The following is a 17,599-nucleotide window of genomic DNA, read 5'->3' as shown; positions in this document are numbered from 1 at the left end:
CCACGTCTTGTTGGCGGCCCCTGATTGGCGGCGACTTACTGCCGGCGCAGCAGCAAGCGTAAATCCGGGCCAATCCGGTCCACCGCATGGAAGGCCAGTTTCACCGAGCCGCTCAAATCGGTCAGCGCTGGCAAACTGGCCATGCCTTGGCCGGGGCCAAGAAGTTGGGGGGACAAGTAGAGCAACAACTCGTCGACCAGGCCTTCCCGGATGAACGAGCCGTTGAGCTTGTGCCCTGCCTCCAGATGCAGTTCGTTGATTTCACGCGAGGCCAGATCAAACAGCATGGCCGCCAGATTGACCTTGCCATTGGGGCCAGCCATGTCGATCACGGTGACACCTTTGTTTTCAAGGGCTTGGCGATTAATGTCAAGGCCCGTGGCGGCGGTGTAAATCCATATCTTGCGGGCCAGATCGCCTGTGCCCAGCGTTTCAAACAGGCGGGCATCCAGTGGGGTTTCCAGCCGGCTGTCCACGATGACCAGATGGGGTTGGCGCGGCACATCATGGCCACGCACATCGAGGCGAGGGTTGTCTTCCAGCACGGTGCCTATGCCTGTTAACACGGCGCAGGCACGGGCGCGCCAGGCGTGGCCGTCGCTGCGGGCAGGCTCGCTGGTGATCCACTGGCTTTGCCCGTTTTGCAGCGCGGTTTGCCCATCCAGCGAAGCCGCGATTTTCATGCGGACCCAGGGCCGGCTGCGTTCCATGCGGCTGAAAAAACCGATGTTCAGTTCGCGGGCCTGAATGGCGATGTCGTGTTGCGGGGCTAGTGTTTCGGTGTGCACCCCCAACGCTTGCAAACGAACGAGGCCTTGGCCCGACACTTTCGGGTTGGGGTCGGTCAGGGCGCAAACCACCCGGCCAATGCCTGCTGCGGCCAACGCATCGCAGCATGGCCCGGTTCGGCCGTGGTGGGCGCAGGGCTCTAGCGTGACCCAAGCGGTGGCCCCTTTCACGTCATGTCCGAGCGCTTGGGCATTGCGCAGCGCCATGATTTCAGCATGGGGCCCGCCGGCGCGTTGGGTGTGGCCTTGGCCCAGTACCTGGCCATCGGCGGCGGTGATGATGCAGCCCACTCGGGGGTTGGGCGAGGTCAGCCACAAGCCCTCCTTGGCCAGCGCCAGTGCGCGGTGCATGGGGTGGTCCGGGGCAAAGGTCAAAGTGGGTGGCAAGGCAGTAGACATCACGGCAGGAATAGTCGGCAACAGATCAGGGCAAGGATACGCCAAGCCAGGTGGGCACCTGGTCACGGCTGCTGTACAAAATGAGTTGACCCAGGCCTTGCCCAGTTCCCGTGCTCAGGGCAGCGCCCCCGTTTGGGTTAGTCTGCGGCCGCCCCAGAGTGGGCCATTGCACCCTGACTTCGATGTCGACCAGCGCCAAGTCAGCGCGTGGTCTTAACTGGCTTTGAAGGGTGTAGGTCGTGCCCTGGACCGTCACCGCCTGGTCCATCACGCACAAAGCCCGGCCCGATTGATGGCACTCCATCGCGTTGACCCCCAGGGTGTTGGCTAGCCCTTGTTGCCGTGTGTCGCCTGCAGTTTGCAAGGTGTGCAAAGTCAGCCGTGTGGCGCCCGCCAGACCGATGCCCATCACCGCCGAGGCCACCAGGGCCTCGATCAGGGCCATGCCCTGAAAGCGTTTTTGGTGGGGCAGCCGTATGGCTGGGCTGACCCTGCGCGGCTTCATCTCAAGCCCTCCCGCCAGCTGCCGGCCACAGCTTGCACCCGGTTGGCGTCCATGCCTGCTGGCCAAGCCAGTTCGTAAGCCGGTTTTGTGAACACGCGTGCCTGAATGTGGCTCCCGCTTTGCAGGTCTTGCAAGCCCGACTCGACCACCACCTGGCCTTCGATGCGGCCTGCTCGCCATCCCCGCGCTTTCTCGTCCTGGCATTGGGTTTGCAGCACCACCGTGCCAAAAATCTGCACGCCACTGGCCAGGCTGGGGCAGCGCTGGCCGCAGGCCATGGCCGAAAACACGAGCAGCACGGGCGCATCGGCCTGGCCCAGGCTTTGTGTCCAGGTGGCGGCGCTGTCGACCCAATAAATGCTGCGCGGGGGTTGGCTTTGGGCGTTCAGGCCATTGCGCTCTTGCGCGTCTGACCAGGCTTTGAGTTGTTCGGGGCTGATGTCCCCGAGCACATTTTTCCAGGCGGCCAACACACAAGATGAACGAGGTGCAGAAGTGGTGGGCCCTATCAAGCTGCCATGGCCTGGCAGGTGTTCGGGCAACAAGGCCAGGCACTTGCTTCGTTCGGTGGCAGAAATCAGGCCATCGCCATCCAGGTCAGCCAGCCAGAAGCTTTGCACGGCATGGCCGACTGGGGAGCCACTGCAGGGTTGCCCGCTTTGACTGAGAGGGCAGACCTTCACCGCCGCACCCACCGCACCCGCTGCTGGCGATGTGCAGCCATTGAGCACCAAGGCCGCTGTGCTGGCCCCGGTGGGGGCTGGTGCCAGTATGGGTAAGAAAACACTGGCCCGCACTTGCCCTCGGCTGTTTTGACCCGTTTGGCTGGCGCTGGCATGCAACTCGGTCACATGGGGCGATGTCACCAGGTCGCGCACGGCCACGACCTGTGACACCGACTGGCTCATGCCCGGATGAGCAGGCGGCGACAGCAGGCTGCATTGCCAACGTGGCCCTGTGTAGTTTGCAGGGCAAGGCGTGTTGGCGGCGTTTTGCCAAAAAGCGGGTGTTTGCTGGCTGGCGGTGTATTGCCGTGCCAGTTCCGCCCGTGACCAAGCCAGTGCGGCTTCGGCAGACAGGCGTGATTGCGTTGCCTGGACTTGCTGGTTGCTGGTCAGACGGTCCAGCAACACGCTGCGGGCACTGTAAAAGCTGGCCAGGCTCGCCAGCATGACCAGGGTGATGGCCACCAGCAAGGTGATGGCGCCACTTTGACCCAGCTTTGCAGATGGCTTCATGGTGCTGCACCACATACCGCTGGCCAGGGCAGGGCGGGTACATTGTTGCGCAGGGACACCGTTTGCGACAAGCTCAACTGTCGCGTCGCATCGCGTGGCCACTCGGCGTTCAACTGTACCGTGACCCACCTTTGCACCCAGCGCTCACGCCTTTCGCAGTGCAGCTGCCATTGCATATCCACCATCTTCAGGCTGCCTGCATCGGTCAGATCGGTCCAGACCTCAGGCGTGCAGGCTGTCCTCACCTGAAGCTTCTGGTCTTTCAAGCGAAAGCCCGAACATTCGTTGTTGTCGAGCAGGCCATTGTGGTTGCGGTCACGGCTGAAGTCGATGCGGTTTCCCTGGATTTTGATGTCTCCGGCGCCACCGCAAAAAGCATCTTTGCAATCCGCCGTGGACCTGGCTTTCCAGGCCTGACCCACGGATTGGGCCTGGCGCAGTTCCCGCGTCAAGGCGTCCAAGGCCGAGCGCAGATCGTGGTGGAGGTGGCTGTCTTGCAAGGCCCAGCGGTGCCCTTGCAGGTGTTGAGCGAGCATTTTTGCGCCAGCCGCCAGTACAAGCAGACCGATGCCCATGCCCACCATCAGGCCCACCAGGGTCTCGCCCCTCTGCGTAAATTTGGTGCCGCAATTTGCGGCGAATAAGGCTGGAGGGTGCATTGGATGGTGTTTTATGGGGTGCTTATTGACGCCAGCATCGGCCAGGGTCAGCGCTCAGGTCGTTGCCACTGCTGAGGATCACGCTGGCTGTGTGCAGCAGTTGTAAGCGCATGGGTTGGCAAGGGGTGTCGCTGGCTTGAGTGCCCACCGGGCTGGCGGTCAAGACGTACCCATCGGCCGATGCCTCTTCGATGGCGATCTGGTAATGCCCGGCGGGTGAGCGGTCAGAGGTCCAGCCCAGACTGGCCAGATCGCTCGCATGGGTGTCGTGGCTGCCACGCCATCGGGCCTGGTCCAGTTGCAATTGTTGCAAGGCGCTTTGCGCATCGGTGCGCCGGGCCTGGCGCTGTTGTGCGGTGTAGGCGGGCAGGGCCACGGCGGCCAGCACGGCCATCAGGGCCAGGCTGATGAGCAATTCGCTCAAGGTCCAGCCCTGTGTGCGGAGCCGATCTGCAGCCTTTCTTTTCCCGGTGAGAGCGCCCATGCCCGTCTCCTTTGAAAATGGTTGAGACTTTGCATTGTGAATACTTAATAATCACTTGTACAGGCCGAATTGCAGGTGCAAGCTGGTCGGTCGGCTCGCGGCACAAGGGGGTTCAAGAATGCTTAAGGGACAGGTGAACATGCAAACAGCCTGGCAAGCAAGCCCGCCGAGGCCGGGGCCGGTCAGGCATTCATCCACTCCTGGATGCAGTCCCGATGGATTCACCTTGCTTGAAGCTCTGGTGGTGCTGGCGCTGCTGGCCACACTCGCGGCTTTGGCGGCGCCCAGCCTGTCCGGGTTGCGTCAAAAGCACCAGATGCAAAGCCAGGCCGAGCAAATGCTGGGCAGCCTCATGCTGGCGCGGTCTGAGGCTTTGCAGCGGCAGCAACGCGTCACGCTTTGTGTGCTGGGTTTGGGGGGTGGCTGCGCAACGGAGGGCAGCTGGGGGCAAGGCTGGCTGGTGTTTGTGGATGGCAATGACAACGCCGTGCGGGATTCAACAGAAACCGTTTTGATGGTTCATTCGGCTTTGCCGCCATTTTTGAAACTCAAAGGCAACGCGACCGTGAACCGCTACGTATCTTACGGCCCCGAGGGCCGCAGCCAAAGCATCTCCGGGGGGTTTCAGGCGGGCACCCTGACCTTGTGCGTCCCCGGCCAAACCGCTGCGTGGCGTTTGGTGATCAACGCGGTGGGCAAGCCCCGGCTGGAAACTGCAAGCATGCCTTCCAATGTGGCTTGTTGAGCGGAAAAGTGGGCATGGGACATGACCCGCCCAAAAAGGCTTGATCAGCTTTGAACTTCGTCCACCAGGGTCTTGAAATCGTCGATGTCTTCGAAATTTCGGTACACGCTGGCAAAGCGCACATAAGCCACTTTGTCGAGCTTTTTCAGCTCGCGCATGACCAATTCGCCAATGCGGTGTGACGCGACCTCACGAATGGCCAGATTCAGCAGCTTTTCCTCAATCCGCTCAATGGCCCCGTCAACCTGCTCTGTGCTGACAGGGCGTTTGCGCAGCGCCAGGTTGAGGCTGCCACGCAATTTTTCACGTTGGTACTCGATGCGCCGGCCGTCCTTTTTAACGATGGCCGGAAAGTTGACTTCCGGTTTTTCGTAGGTGGTGAAGCGCTTTTCACATGCACCACATTGACGGCGACGGCGGATGAAATCTCCGTCCTCAGCCAACCGGGTTTCTACAACCTGGGTTTCGAGGTGACCGCAAAACGGGCATTTCATCGTTCAGACCGATCAGCCGTAAACCGGAAAGCGGCTGGTCAGCACGTGGACCTTGGCACGCACTGCGGCCAAGTTGGCTTCGTCCAGCGGGTTGTCCAGTACGTCAGCTATCAGGTGTGCCGTGGCGCGGGCTTCTTCTTCCATGAAGCCCCGGGTGGTCATGGCGGGGGTCCCGATGCGCACACCGCTGGTCACGAATGGCTTTTCAGGGTCATTCGGGATGGTGTTTTTGTTGATGGTCATGTGGGCGTTGCCCAAAGCGGTTTCGGCCACTTTGCCCGTGATGCCCTTGGCACGCAGGTCCACCAGCATGACGTGGCTTTGGGTGCCACCGCTGACGATGCGCAGGCCGCGCTCAGTCAGGGTCTGGGCGATGATCTGGGCGTTTTTGATGACTTGGGCCTGGTAGTTTTTGAACTCAGGTTGCAGCGCTTCTTTGAACGCCACAGCCTTGGCGGCAATGACGTGCATCAGCGGACCGCCTTGCAGACCGGGAAAGATGGCGCTGTTGATGGCTTTTTCGTGTTCGGCCTTCATCAAGATGATGCCGCCCCGAGGGCCGCGCAAGCTCTTGTGTGTGGTCGAAGTCACCACGTCTGCGTGGGGAACCGGGTTGGGGTACTGGCCAGCTGCGATCAGGCCGGCGTAGTGGGCCATGTCCACCATGAAGATGGCCCCGACTTCTTTGGCCACTTTGGCAAAGCGTGCCCAGTCAATGTGCAGTGAATAAGCAGAGGCGCCGGCAATGATGAGCTTTGGCTTGGTTTCGCGGGCTTTGGCTTCCATCGCTTCGTAGTCAATCGCTTCTTTGGCGTCCAGACCATACGACACAACATTGAACCACTTGCCAGAGATGTTGAGCGGCATGCCATGGGTCAGGTGACCGCCTTCTGCCAGGCTCATGCCCATGATGGTGTCGCCAGGTTTCAAAAAGGCCAGAAACACGGCCTCGTTGGCCGATGCGCCGCAATGGGGTTGGACGTTGGCAGCTTCTGCGCCAAAGAGCTGCTTGACGCGGTCGATGGCCAATTGTTCTGCCACGTCCACGTGCTCGCAACCCCCGTAGTAGCGCTTGCCGGGGTAGCCTTCGGCGTATTTGTTGGTCAGTTGAGAGCCCTGCGCGGCCATCACGGCGGGCGAGGCGTAGTTTTCGCTGGCAATCAGCTCGATGTGGTGTTCCTGGCGCGCATTTTCGGCCTGGATGGCAGCAAACAATTCGGGATCGGTTTGTTCAATCAGAATATTACGGTGGTACATGGCAGTCCTTCAATAGATGGAACCTTGTCAGACACATGTGCAAAAAAGTCTTTGACAAGGGCTGCCCAGGCGAACGGCTGAAAACCCGGGTCAGGCCTTACTGGGCCAGTATCGGGTGTGCGCTTCCCAGTGGTTCGGGGGTGGCTTGGTGCCACCGCGCTCCACGTCAGAGTGGTCCCGCCTTGTTGTTCAAGAGAGGGCTCCTATCGCCAGTCGCGCACTGCGTAAGTGTAGCCTAGGCTTTTCTGTCCGCGAGTCGGCCAGGCTTAAAGTGGGGCGTGCTTGCCCTGGTTGGCGAGGGCCGCAGTATTTTGCTTCTCAGTCACTTTTTCAAGCAGTTTTTGCTCGGCCAAAACCCGATCCACGTACTGGCCCTCGGTGGGTTGTCCTGAAGAAGCACCATAAAGTGACAAGGCCTCCTCGATTGTCTCGGTTTGCTGAACCAGGGCCTGTAAATGCCGGACCCCTACGCGCACGTTGGTCAGGGGGTCGAAGGCCGACAACATGCCGCCAAATTGATCAAGGGCCTCTGAATGGGCTTTGAGCTCGAGTTGCATCAGTCCTGATGTGCCTGGGCTGCCTGAGGCAAACGGGTTGAACCGGGATTCGATGGCCATGATGGCCAGGATCAAGGTGGGGGCCAACTGCGCTCGCTCGCCCAGAGTCCAGGCTTCGGCGACCATGGCGCCCATTGGCTCGGCTGAGACACGGTACTTGCGACTGAGCCAACGGGTGACAGCCAATTGTTCGTCAGTGAGGTTTTTGAGACTTTTTGCAGTGGACCTTGCCGCAGCATTCCCTGCTGAGGGCGCCTCGATGGTGTCAGTTTGCCGAATTTCGAGCCAACCCAACAGCATTTCGCTGGCAGATGCTTGCAGGTTGGGGCGCGCCAAAAAAGTCATGCTGACCAACACCACCGCCAGACCGAACAAGGCCAAACCGTGGCGGGTGATTTCCACAAAACCTTCACGGACATCGGTCGCCCATACTTGCAGGCACAAAACCAGGCGGGACATGTTCAATGTCGCTGTCATGGCGCTTCCTTTCATGGCCGATGCCGTGAGGGGCGTCACATGGCATGGGTGTTTGGGGTGATGCACGGCTTGCGGCACATCCAGTGGGGGGGCAGATGAGCTAGGGATGGCTGCGATGCCGGGTTTTCCCTAATTTTGCGTCTGTCAAATTCTAGGAATATTTAATATCGAGTCAAGACTAAAAAAATAATAAATGATTCATAAAAGAAATATAGGATGCTTTGTGCGCTTGAAATCACAACAGATTGTTGCGTATTCTGCTCAAGGGGCTGGGTCTGGGCAAATCCCGGCGAAAATACGCAGTTGTTGTCAGCCGCTCTGTCTTGTGTGCACGGACGTCCGGCTGCGACACTGATGCCGTATTTGGCATGGACTGTGTTTTAAAGTTTTTTACCGTGACTTCATCCTCTAAGCCTCTTGACCTCGCCGCCCTTGACCAATTAACTGCGGGTGCATTTCACGCCGCATCAACGGGTGAGCGCACGGCCCGTTTGCGCGAATGGCTGTTGACTGACCCCTCAGCCGACGCGTTGGGTGAGGTTTATCGCGAAATGTCTTCCCGTGACAAAGGTGCGGCCAAGCTGCTCAAGGAAAAACTCGACGAGCTCCGCCGTGTTCATGGCCAAGATGCATTGGCGGGTGATTGGGCCCAAAAAGCAGAGAGCCTGCTGCAAGCGCCTCGCCTGAACATTGCAGATGCCATGGCTTGGCAGCGCGATGCTGCTAAAGCAGGCGCGCCTTTGTCGCGCGAGCCGCTGGCCGGCTTGAAGGTCCGTTTGGCCGAAGTGGTCAAAGGGGTTGAGGATTTGCAGCACCAAGTCATGGTGCAGCGCGAATCCGCCGTGTTGCTGGCGCAACGCATCGAAGTGCTTTCGACCAAACCGATGGCGGAGGCCCTGATTGGTCTTGCTGGTGTACAAGCCGATGTGGACCAATGGCAAACACAGGCCAATCTGCTCAAGGCCAACCCGGTCTGGCCCAGTGTGGATTTGAAATTCCCGAACCAGCTGGATGCGGCACTGCAACAGTTGCAAGCCGTTTGGCAAGGTTTTTTTGGCGCATTGACTCTGGCGCAACAAGCCCAGGCTGATGCCTCGGTCGCCTTGCCATTGGTGCCTGTTTGGGCCGAAGAAATTCGCCGTTTGCGCGGTGAAGTTGTGGCACATACCCAGCCATCTGCCACAGATGCGGTAGCCACCGAAGTCGCCAAAGAGGTCAAGCCGGCCAAACCCAAGATGGACGCAGCGCAGCGTCAGGCCTTGCGTGAGGAAGCCAACAAGGCAGTGACTGAAGCGCTTGAAGCGCTGGAAAAACAAACCATCGAAAGCCAAGGTGCAAACCTGGCCGATGCTGCTGTCGGCTTGCGCGCCGCGCTCAAGACCCATGGCAAGAACCTGGACACCGCCCTTGATGAGCGCGTACACAACGCGCTGACGACCGCAGGCGACACCGAGGGCTGGCAACGCTGGCGATCCGACCAGATTCGGCAAGACCTGGTCGCCCAGGCAGAAGCCTTGCTGGATGCCGAAAAAGCCCCCACTGTGGGTGGGCGAAAAATGCAGGACAAACTGCGCCAGTTGCGTGACAACTGGAAGCAAACCGACCAAGGTGGCTTGCCTAACCATGCCTTGTGGAAACGCTTCGACGCAGCCTGCAACGACGCCTACAAAACCGTTCTGGCCTGGCTGGAGCAGATGAAAAAAGAATCGGCTGATCACCGTGCCCAGCGCGTGGCCTTGATGGAGGAAGTCAAGGCGTGGACGGTGGCCAATGCCGACAACGAAGACTGGCGCAGCCAGTTGCGTGCGCTTCACCAGTTCGCAGACCGGTGGCGCAATGCGGGTCATCTGAGCGAAAAATCATTTGCAGAGATGCAGTCACAGTGGAAGGCAAACTTCAAAGCTGCAGCCGCACCACTGGAAGCCGCCCAAAAAGCAAGTGTCGAACGCCGCCAGGCCTTGATCGACGAAGCCCGGGCGCTGGGTGCAGCGCCCGCTTTGCGCGTGGATGCCGTCAAAGCTTTGCAGCAAAGGTGGCAGGTAGAAGCTCAGGTGGTGCCGCTTGACCGCAAGACCGAACAAAAACTCTGGGAAGTCTTCCGTGCCCCGCTGGACGAAGCGTTCCAGCGCAAAGGCACTGACCGTCAGTCCTCGTCTGCACCGATCACTGCACACGATCGTGCCGTCATCGATGCGTCCAAATTGCTGGATGCGGCGAATGCAGGTGGAGACGCCGCCAAGATTCGTGCTGCCATGGCAGCACTGGATGCGGCATTGCGGGGGCAAGCCGAAGCGGTGGCAGAAAAGCCGGTTGCTCAGGCTCATGCGCCTGTGCCTGCGCCAGAGTCATTGACCGAAGCGGCAGAGGGTGTTGCGGATGAAGCAGCCAATCAGACAGAAGCAGGCGAAGGCCAAACCGAGGCTTCAGAAACTTCCGACGACAGCAGCGAGCGTGTTGAACCAATGGTCCCCGTTGAGGCCGCAGCCCCTGTGGCAGTGCCCAAGCCAGTCAAACCTGTGGTGGCGGTGCGTGGCGATGACCGTCCGGGTCAGAAAAAGACAGAAGGCGCTGTTGCCGGGCGCCGCGATGGTCGACCTGGGGATCGGGGACAGCCTCGAACAGGTGACCGTGGAAGTGACCGAGGAGGAGATCGTTTCCCGCGCGGCAATTTTGCCGACCGTGAAGACCGCGGACCCCGTCTGGGTGATGCGGCCTTCCGCGCCCAGCGCGAGGCGCTGGAACGTGCCGAAATGTCGCTGCGTAAATTGGCGTCTCAAGCCCATGGCGAAACCCTGACGCGTTTGATGACTGCTTGGCAAGAACGCCAGGCTGAAGCTTTGCCCAGCGCGCAAGAACTGGGACGGGCCATCAATGCCTCGACCCGTCAGGCTTGGGCTCAAGCCGTCGGTGAAGTCCCCAAAGCTCCCGCAGCAACCGCATTGCTGCGCCTCGAGATGGCTGCCGAAATCCCGACGCCAGCCGACAACCTGAACGAGCGCCGTGCCCTGCAATTGCAGTTGTTGACACAACGCAACCAGCCCGGTCCCCGCGAAACCTGGGGCCAGGATGTGGCGCAAGTCTTATCCGGACCGCACGAGCCCGCCACGGCGCTCCGTTTGCAAAACGTCTTGAAGAACCTGTTGCGGGGCTGATTCAGGGGCACTTCAAGCGCGTGGGTGCAAATCGATTCTCACCACACCGCCAGAGCTGTTTAGCCTGAACACCTGCGCCCGAAAGGGCTGATGGTCAAGCGACCAGTCGCTCAAGACATGCCGTTGCGCGTGCCCCAGCGCATGGTCGGCTGGCCGGTGCGTATGGCCGTGCACCAAGCGATCAGCTTGCGCTTGTGCCAGCCAAAAAAGGCTCATTTCCAAGTCGGCATCTGCAAAGCTCATGCCCTCATGCTTTTGCGACTCGCTCAGCGCACGCAAGTTGCGGGCAAATTCCTGGCGTTCAGCCAAAGGCTTGGCCAAAAAGGATTGTTGCCATTCGGCGTTGCGGGCTTGCAGCCGAAAAGCCTGGTAGGGCTTGTCATCCAGGCAAAGCGCATCGCCGTGGGTGAGCAAAATGCGTTGAGCAGAAAGCTCAAGCAACGTGGGGTCGGTCAATGGCTGCACGCCACACCGAGACAAAAAATCGGGGCTGACCAAGAAATCACGGTTACCGGGCATGAAAGCCACATGCACACGTTGCGCTGTCTGGCGCAATACGTCCGCGCAGGCTTGCAAGAATGGGTCTTGGGCTGCAGCGTCGTCACCGACCCAGACCTCGAACAAGTCACCCAAAATCAACACCGCATCGGCGGGGGTGCTGGCCATATAGGCGCGCCAGCCTTCAAATGTGGCCGTCTCGGACGCTTGCAAATGCAGGTCCGAGATCAGGTCCACGGTGTGCCATGCTGCAGGCGCTTTCAGCAAGCCGATGTTCGGTATGGCTGTGCGCAGATCTGCAGACATGGCGCAGCGCGTCAGATGGCAATGGCTTTTTCGATCACGACGTCATCGTTGGGCACGTCACCATGGCCGCCTTTGCTGCCGGTTTTCACGCCTTTGATTTGGTCCACAACTTCAGTGCCCTTGACCACTTTGCCGAACACGGCGTAACCCCAGCCTTGCATGGACGGCGCTGTGTGGTTCAAAAAGTCGTTATTGGCCACGTTGATGAAAAACTGGGACGAGGCCGAGTGGGGCGCCGAGGTGCGGGCCATGGCCAAGGTGTACTCGTTGTTCTTCAGGCCGTTGTTGGCTTCGTTTTCGATGGTGGCATCGGTAGGCTTTTGCGACATGCCAGGCTCAAAGCCGCCGCCTTGAACCATGAAGCCGGGGATGACACGGTGAAAAATCGTGTTGTCGTAGTGACCCTTGTTCACATAGGCCAGAAAGTTTTCTGTGGACTTGGGTGCTTTTTCAGCATCCAGTTCGATCGTGATGACGCCGTAGCCTGTCACGTGCAATTCAACTTGTGGGTTGGTCATGGTTTATTTCAACAAAGTGATGGATTGAATGAGGACCGGTGTCCGAGGGACATCGGAGGGAAAAGGACCACCCGCACCGGTGGGGGTGTTCCTGATTTTTTGGACCACGTCCATGCCGGACGTGACTTTGCCAAAAACGGTATAGCCGAACAGTTGGGGTGAGTTCAGCAATTGAGCGCGTGCTACTTTTTCGTAAACGCGGCCTTGGTGTTCAAATTTGGCGACCGGGTCGCCATCCGGAATCGGGGTGGGGTCCAGAAAAGCGTTGTCCACCACGTTGATGAAAAACTGCGAAGTGGCCGATTGCGGGTCATTGGTGCGGGCCATGGCCAGCGTGCCGGTGGTGTTTTTCAAACCAGCGGCCAGCGACAAACGACCTTCGTGCTGAACGGGGGCGCGGGTTTTCTTTTCTTTGTACTGGGCGTCATAGCCCCCCCCTTGCACCATGAAGCCCGCAATCACTCGGTGAAAGACCGTGCCGTCGTAATGCTTGTCGTTCACGTACTGCAGAAAGTTGGCCACGGTTTTGGGGGCTTTGTCGGCGTACAACTCAGCTTCGATGTCACCTGCCGACGTGCTGATCCGCACTTTGCTGATGCCGCCGACTTGGGCATGACAGACCAAGGGAATCGACAAGGGCAAGGCGATCATCAGCGCAAAAAAAGAGGTCAAAAAGCGAAAACGGTTCATGAGGTCTTTCGGACGGGTGCGTGGTATCTCAAGGTGCTGTTGACTTCAAAAGTTGTTCGGCGGCCAGTCGTTTTGCCGCAGCGCGAGTGGGCGACGGGCTGCCTTGGCTGGCGCTCTGGTAGGCCTGAATGGCCAGGGCCATGTACACATCACCCAGATTTTCAAGGGCTATGGCGTAATCAGGGCGCGCCCGCACAGCAGCTTGCAAGGCCACCAAAGCCTCAGCGTAACGGTTTTGCCGGGCCAGCAGTGCCGCGAGGTTGTTGTGCGGTTCGGGCAATTCTGGAAAAGACTGCGTTAACGACTGCAAGGTTTCCATGGCCGCTGCGGTCTGACCTTGTCCATCCTGAATGCGGCTGAGCAATAAACGCATTTGCGGGTCGGTGGGGCGGCTGTTGAGGTGCGCTTCGGCTTGAGTTTGGGCTTTGGCCCACTCGCCGGCCCCGACCAGCCGGTTGACATCGTTGTAGGCGTCCGCTTTGACACCCACACTGAACAACAGCAACAGACTGAAGAATACAAACGATGTTAGAGATTGCATGCGCGCCAAAGGTGTCTGATCCGGGCTCCAGCAACTGAGCGCAAAAGGCCCGGTCGGGGATATACTGAAGCCTCATTGTAGCGGAGGCCATTCGGCTGCCACCCTGCTGGCAAGGCCTTCTGCCCATGTACAAGGCGAGCGCTTTCAAGCTTAATTTCTGCATCCTTGCTGCCCACCAGACCCTGATTCTGGCGGTTGTTTTTTGGTCTTTTGGTTTTCAAAATATCCTTGATCTGACATGAGTCTGCGCATCTTCAACACGCTGAGCCGTGCTGTCTCCGACTTTTCACCCGCCGAGCCAGGTCATGTGCGCATGTACGTGTGTGGCATGACGGTGTATGACCTGTGCCACTTGGGCCATGCGCGTTCGATGATCGCCTTTGATGTGGTGCAGCGCTGGCTCAAGGCCAGCGGCTACCGGGTGACCTATGCGCGCAACGTGACCGACATTGACGACAAAATCATCAAGCGTGCCCTGGAAAATGGCGAAACCATCCGCAATTTAACCGACCGCATGATCGATGCCTTGCACCAGGATGCCGATGCATTGGGCATTGAGCGCCCGCAACATGAACCCCGTGCCACCGACTATGTGCCTCAAATGTTGAGCATGATCGGAACGCTGGAGCAAAAAGGCCTGGCCTACCGTGCAGGCAATGGCGATGTGAACTACGCAGTGCGCAAGTTTCCCGGCTACGGCAAGTTGTCGGGCAAATCGCTGGACGAACTTCATGCCGGTGAACGTGTGGCGGTGAACACGGAAGAGGGCGCCAAGAACGACCCGCTCGACTTCGTTCTCTGGAAAAGCGCCAAACCCACCGAGACCGAAGACGTCAAATGGGCCAGCCCCTTTGGCACCGGCCGCCCTGGCTGGCACATCGAGTGCTCGGCCATGGCCTGCGAATTGTTGGGCCAGACGTTTGACATTCACGGAGGGGGTGCCGACCTGCAGTTCCCGCACCACGAAAACGAGATCGCCCAAAGCGAAGGGGCCAACGGTCAGCCACTGGCAAGCGTTTGGATGCACAACGGGTTCGTCAACGTAGACAACGAAAAGATGTCCAAAAGCCTGGGCAACTTCTTCACCATTCGCGATGTCCTGAAAGAGTTTGACGCCGAGACTGTGCGCTTCTTCATTGTGCGCAGCCATTACCGCAGTGCGCTCAATTACAGCGACGTGCACCTGAGCGACGCCAAAGGCGCCCTGAAACGCCTTTACACCGCTTTGCAAACCGTGCCGCCTGCAGACGTGAGCATCGATTGGACCGACCCGCTGGCCGCACGTTTTAAGGCAGCGATGGACGAAGACTTTGGCACGCCCGAAGCCGTTTCTGTGCTGTTTGAGCTGGCCAGTGAGATCAACCGCTCCGGCTCGGCAGAGCGATCGGGCTTGCTCAAGTCACTGGGAGGCCTGCTGGGTTTGTTGCAAACCGAGCCCACCGTTTATTTGCAATCGGGTGCCGGTCTCGACGAGGCGGCCATTCAGGCGCTCATTCAAGCCCGTGCCGATGCCAAAAAGACCAAAAACTTTGCCGAGGCTGACCGCATTCGCAACGATTTGCTGGCACTTGGCATTGTGCTGAAAGATGCCGCAGCGGGTACAACTTGGGAGTCTGCACAATGACCACAGCGATCTTGAACAAAGTGGTACCCGTGACACCCGCTTATTGGGCCGAGGCCTGCACGCATCTGGCCAAAAAAGACCGGGTCATGAAAAAACTGATCCCCCAATTTGGTGACGCCATCCTGGAAACCCGGGGCGATGCGTTTGTAACCTTGGCGCGATCTATCGTGGGCCAGCAAATTTCGGTCAAGGCCGCGCAATCGGTCTGGGGCCGTTTTTCAGTGCTGACCAAACGCTTGACGCCCGCTGCTGTGCTCAAGCTCAAGGTCGACGACATGCGGGCAGCAGGTTTGTCGGCCCGCAAGGTCGAATACCTGGTGGACCTGGCCATGCACTTCAGTTCGGGCACCGTGCACGTCAAGGCCTGGCAAGAGATGGAGGACGAAACCATTGTTGAGGAGTTGGTGACCATTCGGGGCATTGGCCGATGGACGGCAGAGATGTTTCTGATCTTCCACCTCATGCGCCCCAATGTGCTGCCGCTGGACGATGTGGGCCTGATCAATGGCATCAGCCGCAACTATTTTTCGGGCGAGCCCGTCAGCCGCAGCGATGCTCGGGAGGTAGCCCAGGCCTGGAGTCCCTATTCGACTGTGGCAACTTGGTATATTTGGCGCTCACTGGACCCCATGCCCGTGGCCTATTGAGGGCTGGACGAGGCGTCCACCCGGTTATGAAAAGAGGAGTAAAACTTGGCCAAAAAAACATTTCTCGACTTTGAGCAACCCGTTGCCGAACTCGAAGCCAAGATCGAAGAGTTGCGTTACGTGCAAAGCGAATCGGCGGTGGACATCACCCTCGAAATCGACCAACTGAGCAAAAAAAGCCAGCAGCTGACCAAAGACATTTACAGCGATCTGACCCCTTGGCAGATCACCAAGATCGCACGTCATCCCGAACGTCCTTACACGCTGGACTACATCCAGGGCATCTTCACCGACTTTGTCGAGATGCACGGCGATCGCCACTTTGCCGATGATTTGTCGATTGTGGGCGGTCTGGCCCGTTTCAATGGCCAGGCCTGCATGGTGCTGGGTCAGCAAAAAGGGCGAGACACCAAAGAGCGCACCATGCGCAACTTCGGCATGAGCAAACCCGAGGGCTACCGCAAAGCCCTGCGCCTGATGAAAACCGCCGAGAAGTTCAAGCTGCCCGTGTTCACCTTTGTGGACACGCCAGGCGCTTACCCAGGCATTGATGCCGAAGAGCGTGGCCAGTCCGAAGCCATCGGCCGCAACATTTTCGAAATGGCCCAACTGGAGGTGCCGATCATTACCACCATCATTGGTGAGGGCGGCTCGGGCGGCGCTTTGGCTATCTCGGTAGCCGACCAGGTGCTGATGCTGCAATATTCCGTTTACTCTGTCATCAGCCCCGAAGGCTGTGCATCCATTTTGTGGAAGACCAGCGACAAAGCAGAGGTTGCTGCCGAAGCCCTGGGCATCACAGCGCACCGCCTGAAGGCATTGAACTTGGTCGACAAAATTGTCAATGAGCCAGTGGGCGGTGCCCACCGAGACACCGACCAGATGATTTCCTTTCTCAAGCGTGCCTTGGGCGATGCTTGGCGCCAGGTGGCTGACCTCAAGCCCAAAGAGCTGTTGGAGCGCCGCTACGAGCGCTTGAACAGCTATGGTCGGTTCACCGATACCAAAGCCGGTAAATAAACGCCGAGGCGAATCGCTCGGCTTCAGACATGGCGAAAACTCCCGAACAGGCCCTGGCTGATTTCAGCCCGGGCCTTCCTTTTGCAGTGGCCTTCAGTGGGGGCGCCGATTCCACGGCTTTGCTGGTGGCTTGTGCGCGGCGCTGGCCGGGTCAGGTGAGGGCGGTTCACATTCACCACGGCCTGCAATTGGCCGCTGACGATTTCGAGCGTCATTGCAAGGCGTTGTGTCAAAAACTCGATGTCCCGTTGTCGGTTCGCCGCTTGCAGGCTGGACACGCACAAGGCCAAAGCCCTGAAGACGCGGCTCGCAAAGCCCGCTACAAGGCACTGGCTGAAGCGGTGCAAACCGAATGGCCTGAAGTCAAGGACATCGCATTGGCCCAGCACGCGGACGACCAGATCGAGACCTTGCTGATCGCCTTGTCGCGCGGATCGGGCTTGCCCGGTTTGGCCAGCATGCCTGCACACAAGCAGCGCCTGGGTTTGCACTGGCACAGGCCCTGGTTGAAGGTTCCTGGTTTGGCATTGCGTGACTGGCTGCAAGCGCAGGGCCACGGCTGGATCGAAGACCCCACCAACACCGACGAAAACTTCACCCGCAACCGCATCCGTGCCAAAGTCTTGCCCGCTCTGGCCGAAGCGCTGCCGGCTTTTCGCGATACGTTTGCCCGCAGTGCGGCCCATGCAGCACAAGCGCAAGAGGTCTTGAACGAGGTGGCCGAGCAAGACCTCTTGCAAATCGGCGTCCCACCTTGCATTGAGGCCCTGCAGCAACTGAGCCATGCCCGCCAGGCGCTGGTGCTGCGCCATTGGTTGCAAAGTCAGCACGCCAACACACCCAGTACAGCCCAACTGACCGAACTGCTCAATCAGGTGGCCGACTGCACCACCCGGGGTCATCGCCTTCATCTGAAAGTGGGTCAGGGGTTTGTCAGACGTGATGGCCCTAGCCTGGTGTGGCATTCGTCCTGAAGGCCGCGGCTTTTTGCTGTTCCATG

At 59.2% G+C, this 17,599-nt stretch carries 18 protein-coding genes and 1 riboswitch; of the genes, 6 read left to right on the top strand and 12 right to left on the bottom strand.

Going from position 1 to position 17,599, the window contains the following annotated elements; translation table 11 throughout:
• Positions 1-35: 35 nt before the first annotated feature.
• From ribD to B9Z45_RS07515, 5 genes are all read right to left on the bottom strand, one after another.
• Positions 36-1,139, bottom strand: a complete 1,104-nt coding sequence (gene ribD, locus B9Z45_RS07535) for a bifunctional diaminohydroxyphosphoribosylaminopyrimidine deaminase/5-amino-6-(5-phosphoribosylamino)uracil reductase RibD (RefSeq protein ID WP_233252119.1) — start codon at positions 1,137-1,139, stop codon at positions 36-38.
• A 73-nt stretch (positions 1,140-1,212) separates the two neighbouring features.
• A complete protein-coding gene (locus tag B9Z45_RS07530; protein WP_108406613.1) occupies positions 1,213-1,692 on the bottom strand; it encodes a prepilin-type N-terminal cleavage/methylation domain-containing protein in 480 nt (159 codons plus the stop codon).
• Positions 1,689-2,930 (bottom strand): hypothetical protein, encoded by a 1,242-nt coding sequence (locus tag B9Z45_RS07525; RefSeq protein WP_108406612.1) that lies wholly within the window; start codon positions 2,928-2,930, stop codon positions 1,689-1,691. Before B9Z45_RS07525 ends, B9Z45_RS07530 begins: the two co-directional genes overlap by 4 nt.
• Entirely contained in the window at positions 2,927-3,589 is a 663-nt protein-coding gene (locus B9Z45_RS07520; RefSeq protein ID WP_108406611.1) for a PilW family protein, read from the bottom strand. Before B9Z45_RS07520 ends, B9Z45_RS07525 begins: the two co-directional genes overlap by 4 nt.
• Before the next feature lie 22 nt (positions 3,590-3,611).
• The gene (locus tag B9Z45_RS07515) at positions 3,612-4,073 is read right to left on the bottom strand and encodes a type IV pilin protein (protein ID WP_108406610.1); all 462 of its coding nucleotides are present in this window, start codon (positions 4,071-4,073) and stop codon (positions 3,612-3,614) included.
• 118 nt (positions 4,074-4,191) lie between these two features.
• Here B9Z45_RS07515 and B9Z45_RS07510 point away from each other — a divergent pair, with 118 nt between their 5' ends.
• Positions 4,192-4,818, top strand: coding sequence for a GspH/FimT family protein (locus B9Z45_RS07510; protein ID WP_108406609.1), 627 nt, complete (start codon positions 4,192-4,194; stop codon positions 4,816-4,818).
• Positions 4,819-4,862: 44 nt separating this feature from the next.
• Here B9Z45_RS07510 and nrdR read toward each other — a convergent pair whose 3' ends face one another.
• The 3 genes from nrdR to B9Z45_RS07495 form a co-directional block, all read right to left on the bottom strand.
• Positions 4,863-5,312 carry a transcriptional regulator NrdR gene (gene nrdR, locus B9Z45_RS07505; RefSeq protein ID WP_108406608.1) on the bottom strand — a complete coding sequence of 150 codons (450 nt, stop codon included), beginning with the start codon at positions 5,310-5,312 and terminating at the stop codon, positions 4,863-4,865.
• 12 nt (positions 5,313-5,324) lie between these two features.
• Complete coding sequence (glyA, locus tag B9Z45_RS07500) at positions 5,325-6,569, bottom strand: serine hydroxymethyltransferase (RefSeq protein ID WP_108406607.1); 1,245 nt, start codon at positions 6,567-6,569, stop codon at positions 5,325-5,327.
• Between the two features lie 56 nt (positions 6,570-6,625).
• Positions 6,626-6,796: riboswitch (ZMP/ZTP riboswitch) on the bottom strand.
• A gap of 39 nt (positions 6,797-6,835) precedes the next feature.
• Entirely contained in the window at positions 6,836-7,603 is a 768-nt protein-coding gene (locus tag B9Z45_RS07495; RefSeq protein ID WP_158270394.1) for a transglycosylase SLT domain-containing protein, read from the bottom strand.
• Between the two features lie 368 nt (positions 7,604-7,971).
• Here B9Z45_RS07495 and B9Z45_RS07490 point away from each other — a divergent pair, with 368 nt between their 5' ends.
• On the top strand, positions 7,972-10,755 hold the full coding sequence (locus B9Z45_RS07490; protein WP_108406686.1) for a DUF349 domain-containing protein: 2,784 nt from the start codon (positions 7,972-7,974) through the stop codon (positions 10,753-10,755).
• Positions 10,756-10,767: 12 nt separating this feature from the next.
• On the opposite strand, the gene B9Z45_RS07485 is transcribed toward B9Z45_RS07490, so the two are convergent.
• The 4 genes from B9Z45_RS07485 to B9Z45_RS07470 are packed head-to-tail and all read right to left on the bottom strand — an operon-like array spanning position 10,768 to position 13,308.
• Positions 10,768-11,559, bottom strand: coding sequence for a UDP-2,3-diacylglucosamine diphosphatase (locus B9Z45_RS07485; protein WP_108406605.1), 792 nt, complete (start codon positions 11,557-11,559; stop codon positions 10,768-10,770).
• Positions 11,560-11,570: 11 nt separating this feature from the next.
• Entirely contained in the window at positions 11,571-12,077 is a 507-nt protein-coding gene (locus B9Z45_RS07480; protein WP_108406604.1) for a peptidylprolyl isomerase, read from the bottom strand.
• 3 nt (positions 12,078-12,080) lie between these two features.
• Positions 12,081-12,767 carry a peptidylprolyl isomerase gene (locus B9Z45_RS07475; protein WP_108406603.1) on the bottom strand — a complete coding sequence of 229 codons (687 nt, stop codon included), beginning with the start codon at positions 12,765-12,767 and terminating at the stop codon, positions 12,081-12,083.
• A 28-nt stretch (positions 12,768-12,795) separates the two neighbouring features.
• Positions 12,796-13,308 (bottom strand): tetratricopeptide repeat protein, encoded by a 513-nt coding sequence (locus B9Z45_RS07470; protein ID WP_108406602.1) that lies wholly within the window; start codon positions 13,306-13,308, stop codon positions 12,796-12,798.
• Positions 13,309-13,546: 238 nt separating this feature from the next.
• On the opposite strand from B9Z45_RS07470, the gene cysS reads away from it, so the two are divergent.
• The 4 genes from cysS to tilS are packed head-to-tail and all read left to right on the top strand — an operon-like array spanning position 13,547 to position 17,573.
• Positions 13,547-14,932: a cysteine--tRNA ligase gene (gene cysS, locus B9Z45_RS07465; protein ID WP_108406601.1), complete on the top strand. Its 1,386-nt coding sequence runs from the start codon at positions 13,547-13,549 to the stop codon at positions 14,930-14,932.
• Positions 14,929-15,579, top strand: coding sequence for a DNA-3-methyladenine glycosylase (locus tag B9Z45_RS07460; protein WP_108406600.1), 651 nt, complete (start codon positions 14,929-14,931; stop codon positions 15,577-15,579). The genes cysS and B9Z45_RS07460 overlap by 4 nt, the downstream gene beginning before the upstream one ends.
• A gap of 45 nt (positions 15,580-15,624) precedes the next feature.
• Positions 15,625-16,599, top strand: a complete 975-nt coding sequence (locus B9Z45_RS07455) for an acetyl-CoA carboxylase carboxyltransferase subunit alpha (RefSeq protein ID WP_108406599.1) — start codon at positions 15,625-15,627, stop codon at positions 16,597-16,599.
• 29 nt (positions 16,600-16,628) lie between these two features.
• The gene (tilS, locus tag B9Z45_RS07450; RefSeq protein ID WP_108406598.1) at positions 16,629-17,573 is read left to right on the top strand and encodes a tRNA lysidine(34) synthetase TilS; all 945 of its coding nucleotides are present in this window, start codon (positions 16,629-16,631) and stop codon (positions 17,571-17,573) included.
• The last annotated feature ends 26 nt before the right edge of the window (positions 17,574-17,599 follow it).

It is taken from the genome of Limnohabitans sp. 2KL-17 (assembly GCF_003063415.1).
Taxonomy (GTDB): domain Bacteria; phylum Pseudomonadota; class Gammaproteobacteria; order Burkholderiales; family Burkholderiaceae_C; genus Limnohabitans_A.
Note: the sequence above shows the minus strand (reverse complement) of the source record. Positions and strands in the feature narration are given on the sequence as shown.

Coding starts and splice junctions, on each gene's coding strand:
- ribD (WP_233252119.1), bottom strand. CDS start 1,139: ATGCACCGCGCACTGGCGCTGGCCAAGGAGGGCTTGTGGCTGACCTCG.
- B9Z45_RS07530 (WP_108406613.1), bottom strand. CDS start 1,692: ATGAAGCCGCGCAGGGTCAGCCCAGCCATACGGCTGCCCCACCAAAAA.
- B9Z45_RS07525 (WP_108406612.1), bottom strand. CDS start 2,930: ATGAAGCCATCTGCAAAGCTGGGTCAAAGTGGCGCCATCACCTTGCTG.
- B9Z45_RS07520 (WP_108406611.1), bottom strand. CDS start 3,589: ATGCACCCTCCAGCCTTATTCGCCGCAAATTGCGGCACCAAATTTACG.
- B9Z45_RS07515 (WP_108406610.1), bottom strand. CDS start 4,073: ATGGGCGCTCTCACCGGGAAAAGAAAGGCTGCAGATCGGCTCCGCACA.
- B9Z45_RS07510 (WP_108406609.1), top strand. CDS start 4,192: ATGCTTAAGGGACAGGTGAACATGCAAACAGCCTGGCAAGCAAGCCCG.
- nrdR (WP_108406608.1), bottom strand. CDS start 5,312: ATGAAATGCCCGTTTTGCGGTCACCTCGAAACCCAGGTTGTAGAAACC.
- glyA (WP_108406607.1), bottom strand. CDS start 6,569: ATGTACCACCGTAATATTCTGATTGAACAAACCGATCCCGAATTGTTT.
- B9Z45_RS07495 (WP_158270394.1), bottom strand. CDS start 7,603: ATGACAGCGACATTGAACATGTCCCGCCTGGTTTTGTGCCTGCAAGTA.
- B9Z45_RS07490 (WP_108406686.1), top strand. CDS start 7,972: ATGGACTGTGTTTTAAAGTTTTTTACCGTGACTTCATCCTCTAAGCCT.
- B9Z45_RS07485 (WP_108406605.1), bottom strand. CDS start 11,559: ATGTCTGCAGATCTGCGCACAGCCATACCGAACATCGGCTTGCTGAAA.
- B9Z45_RS07480 (WP_108406604.1), bottom strand. CDS start 12,077: ATGACCAACCCACAAGTTGAATTGCACGTGACAGGCTACGGCGTCATC.
- B9Z45_RS07475 (WP_108406603.1), bottom strand. CDS start 12,767: ATGAACCGTTTTCGCTTTTTGACCTCTTTTTTTGCGCTGATGATCGCC.
- B9Z45_RS07470 (WP_108406602.1), bottom strand. CDS start 13,308: ATGCAATCTCTAACATCGTTTGTATTCTTCAGTCTGTTGCTGTTGTTC.
- cysS (WP_108406601.1), top strand. CDS start 13,547: ATGAGTCTGCGCATCTTCAACACGCTGAGCCGTGCTGTCTCCGACTTT.
- B9Z45_RS07460 (WP_108406600.1), top strand. CDS start 14,929: ATGACCACAGCGATCTTGAACAAAGTGGTACCCGTGACACCCGCTTAT.
- tilS (WP_108406598.1), top strand. CDS start 16,629: ATGGCGAAAACTCCCGAACAGGCCCTGGCTGATTTCAGCCCGGGCCTT.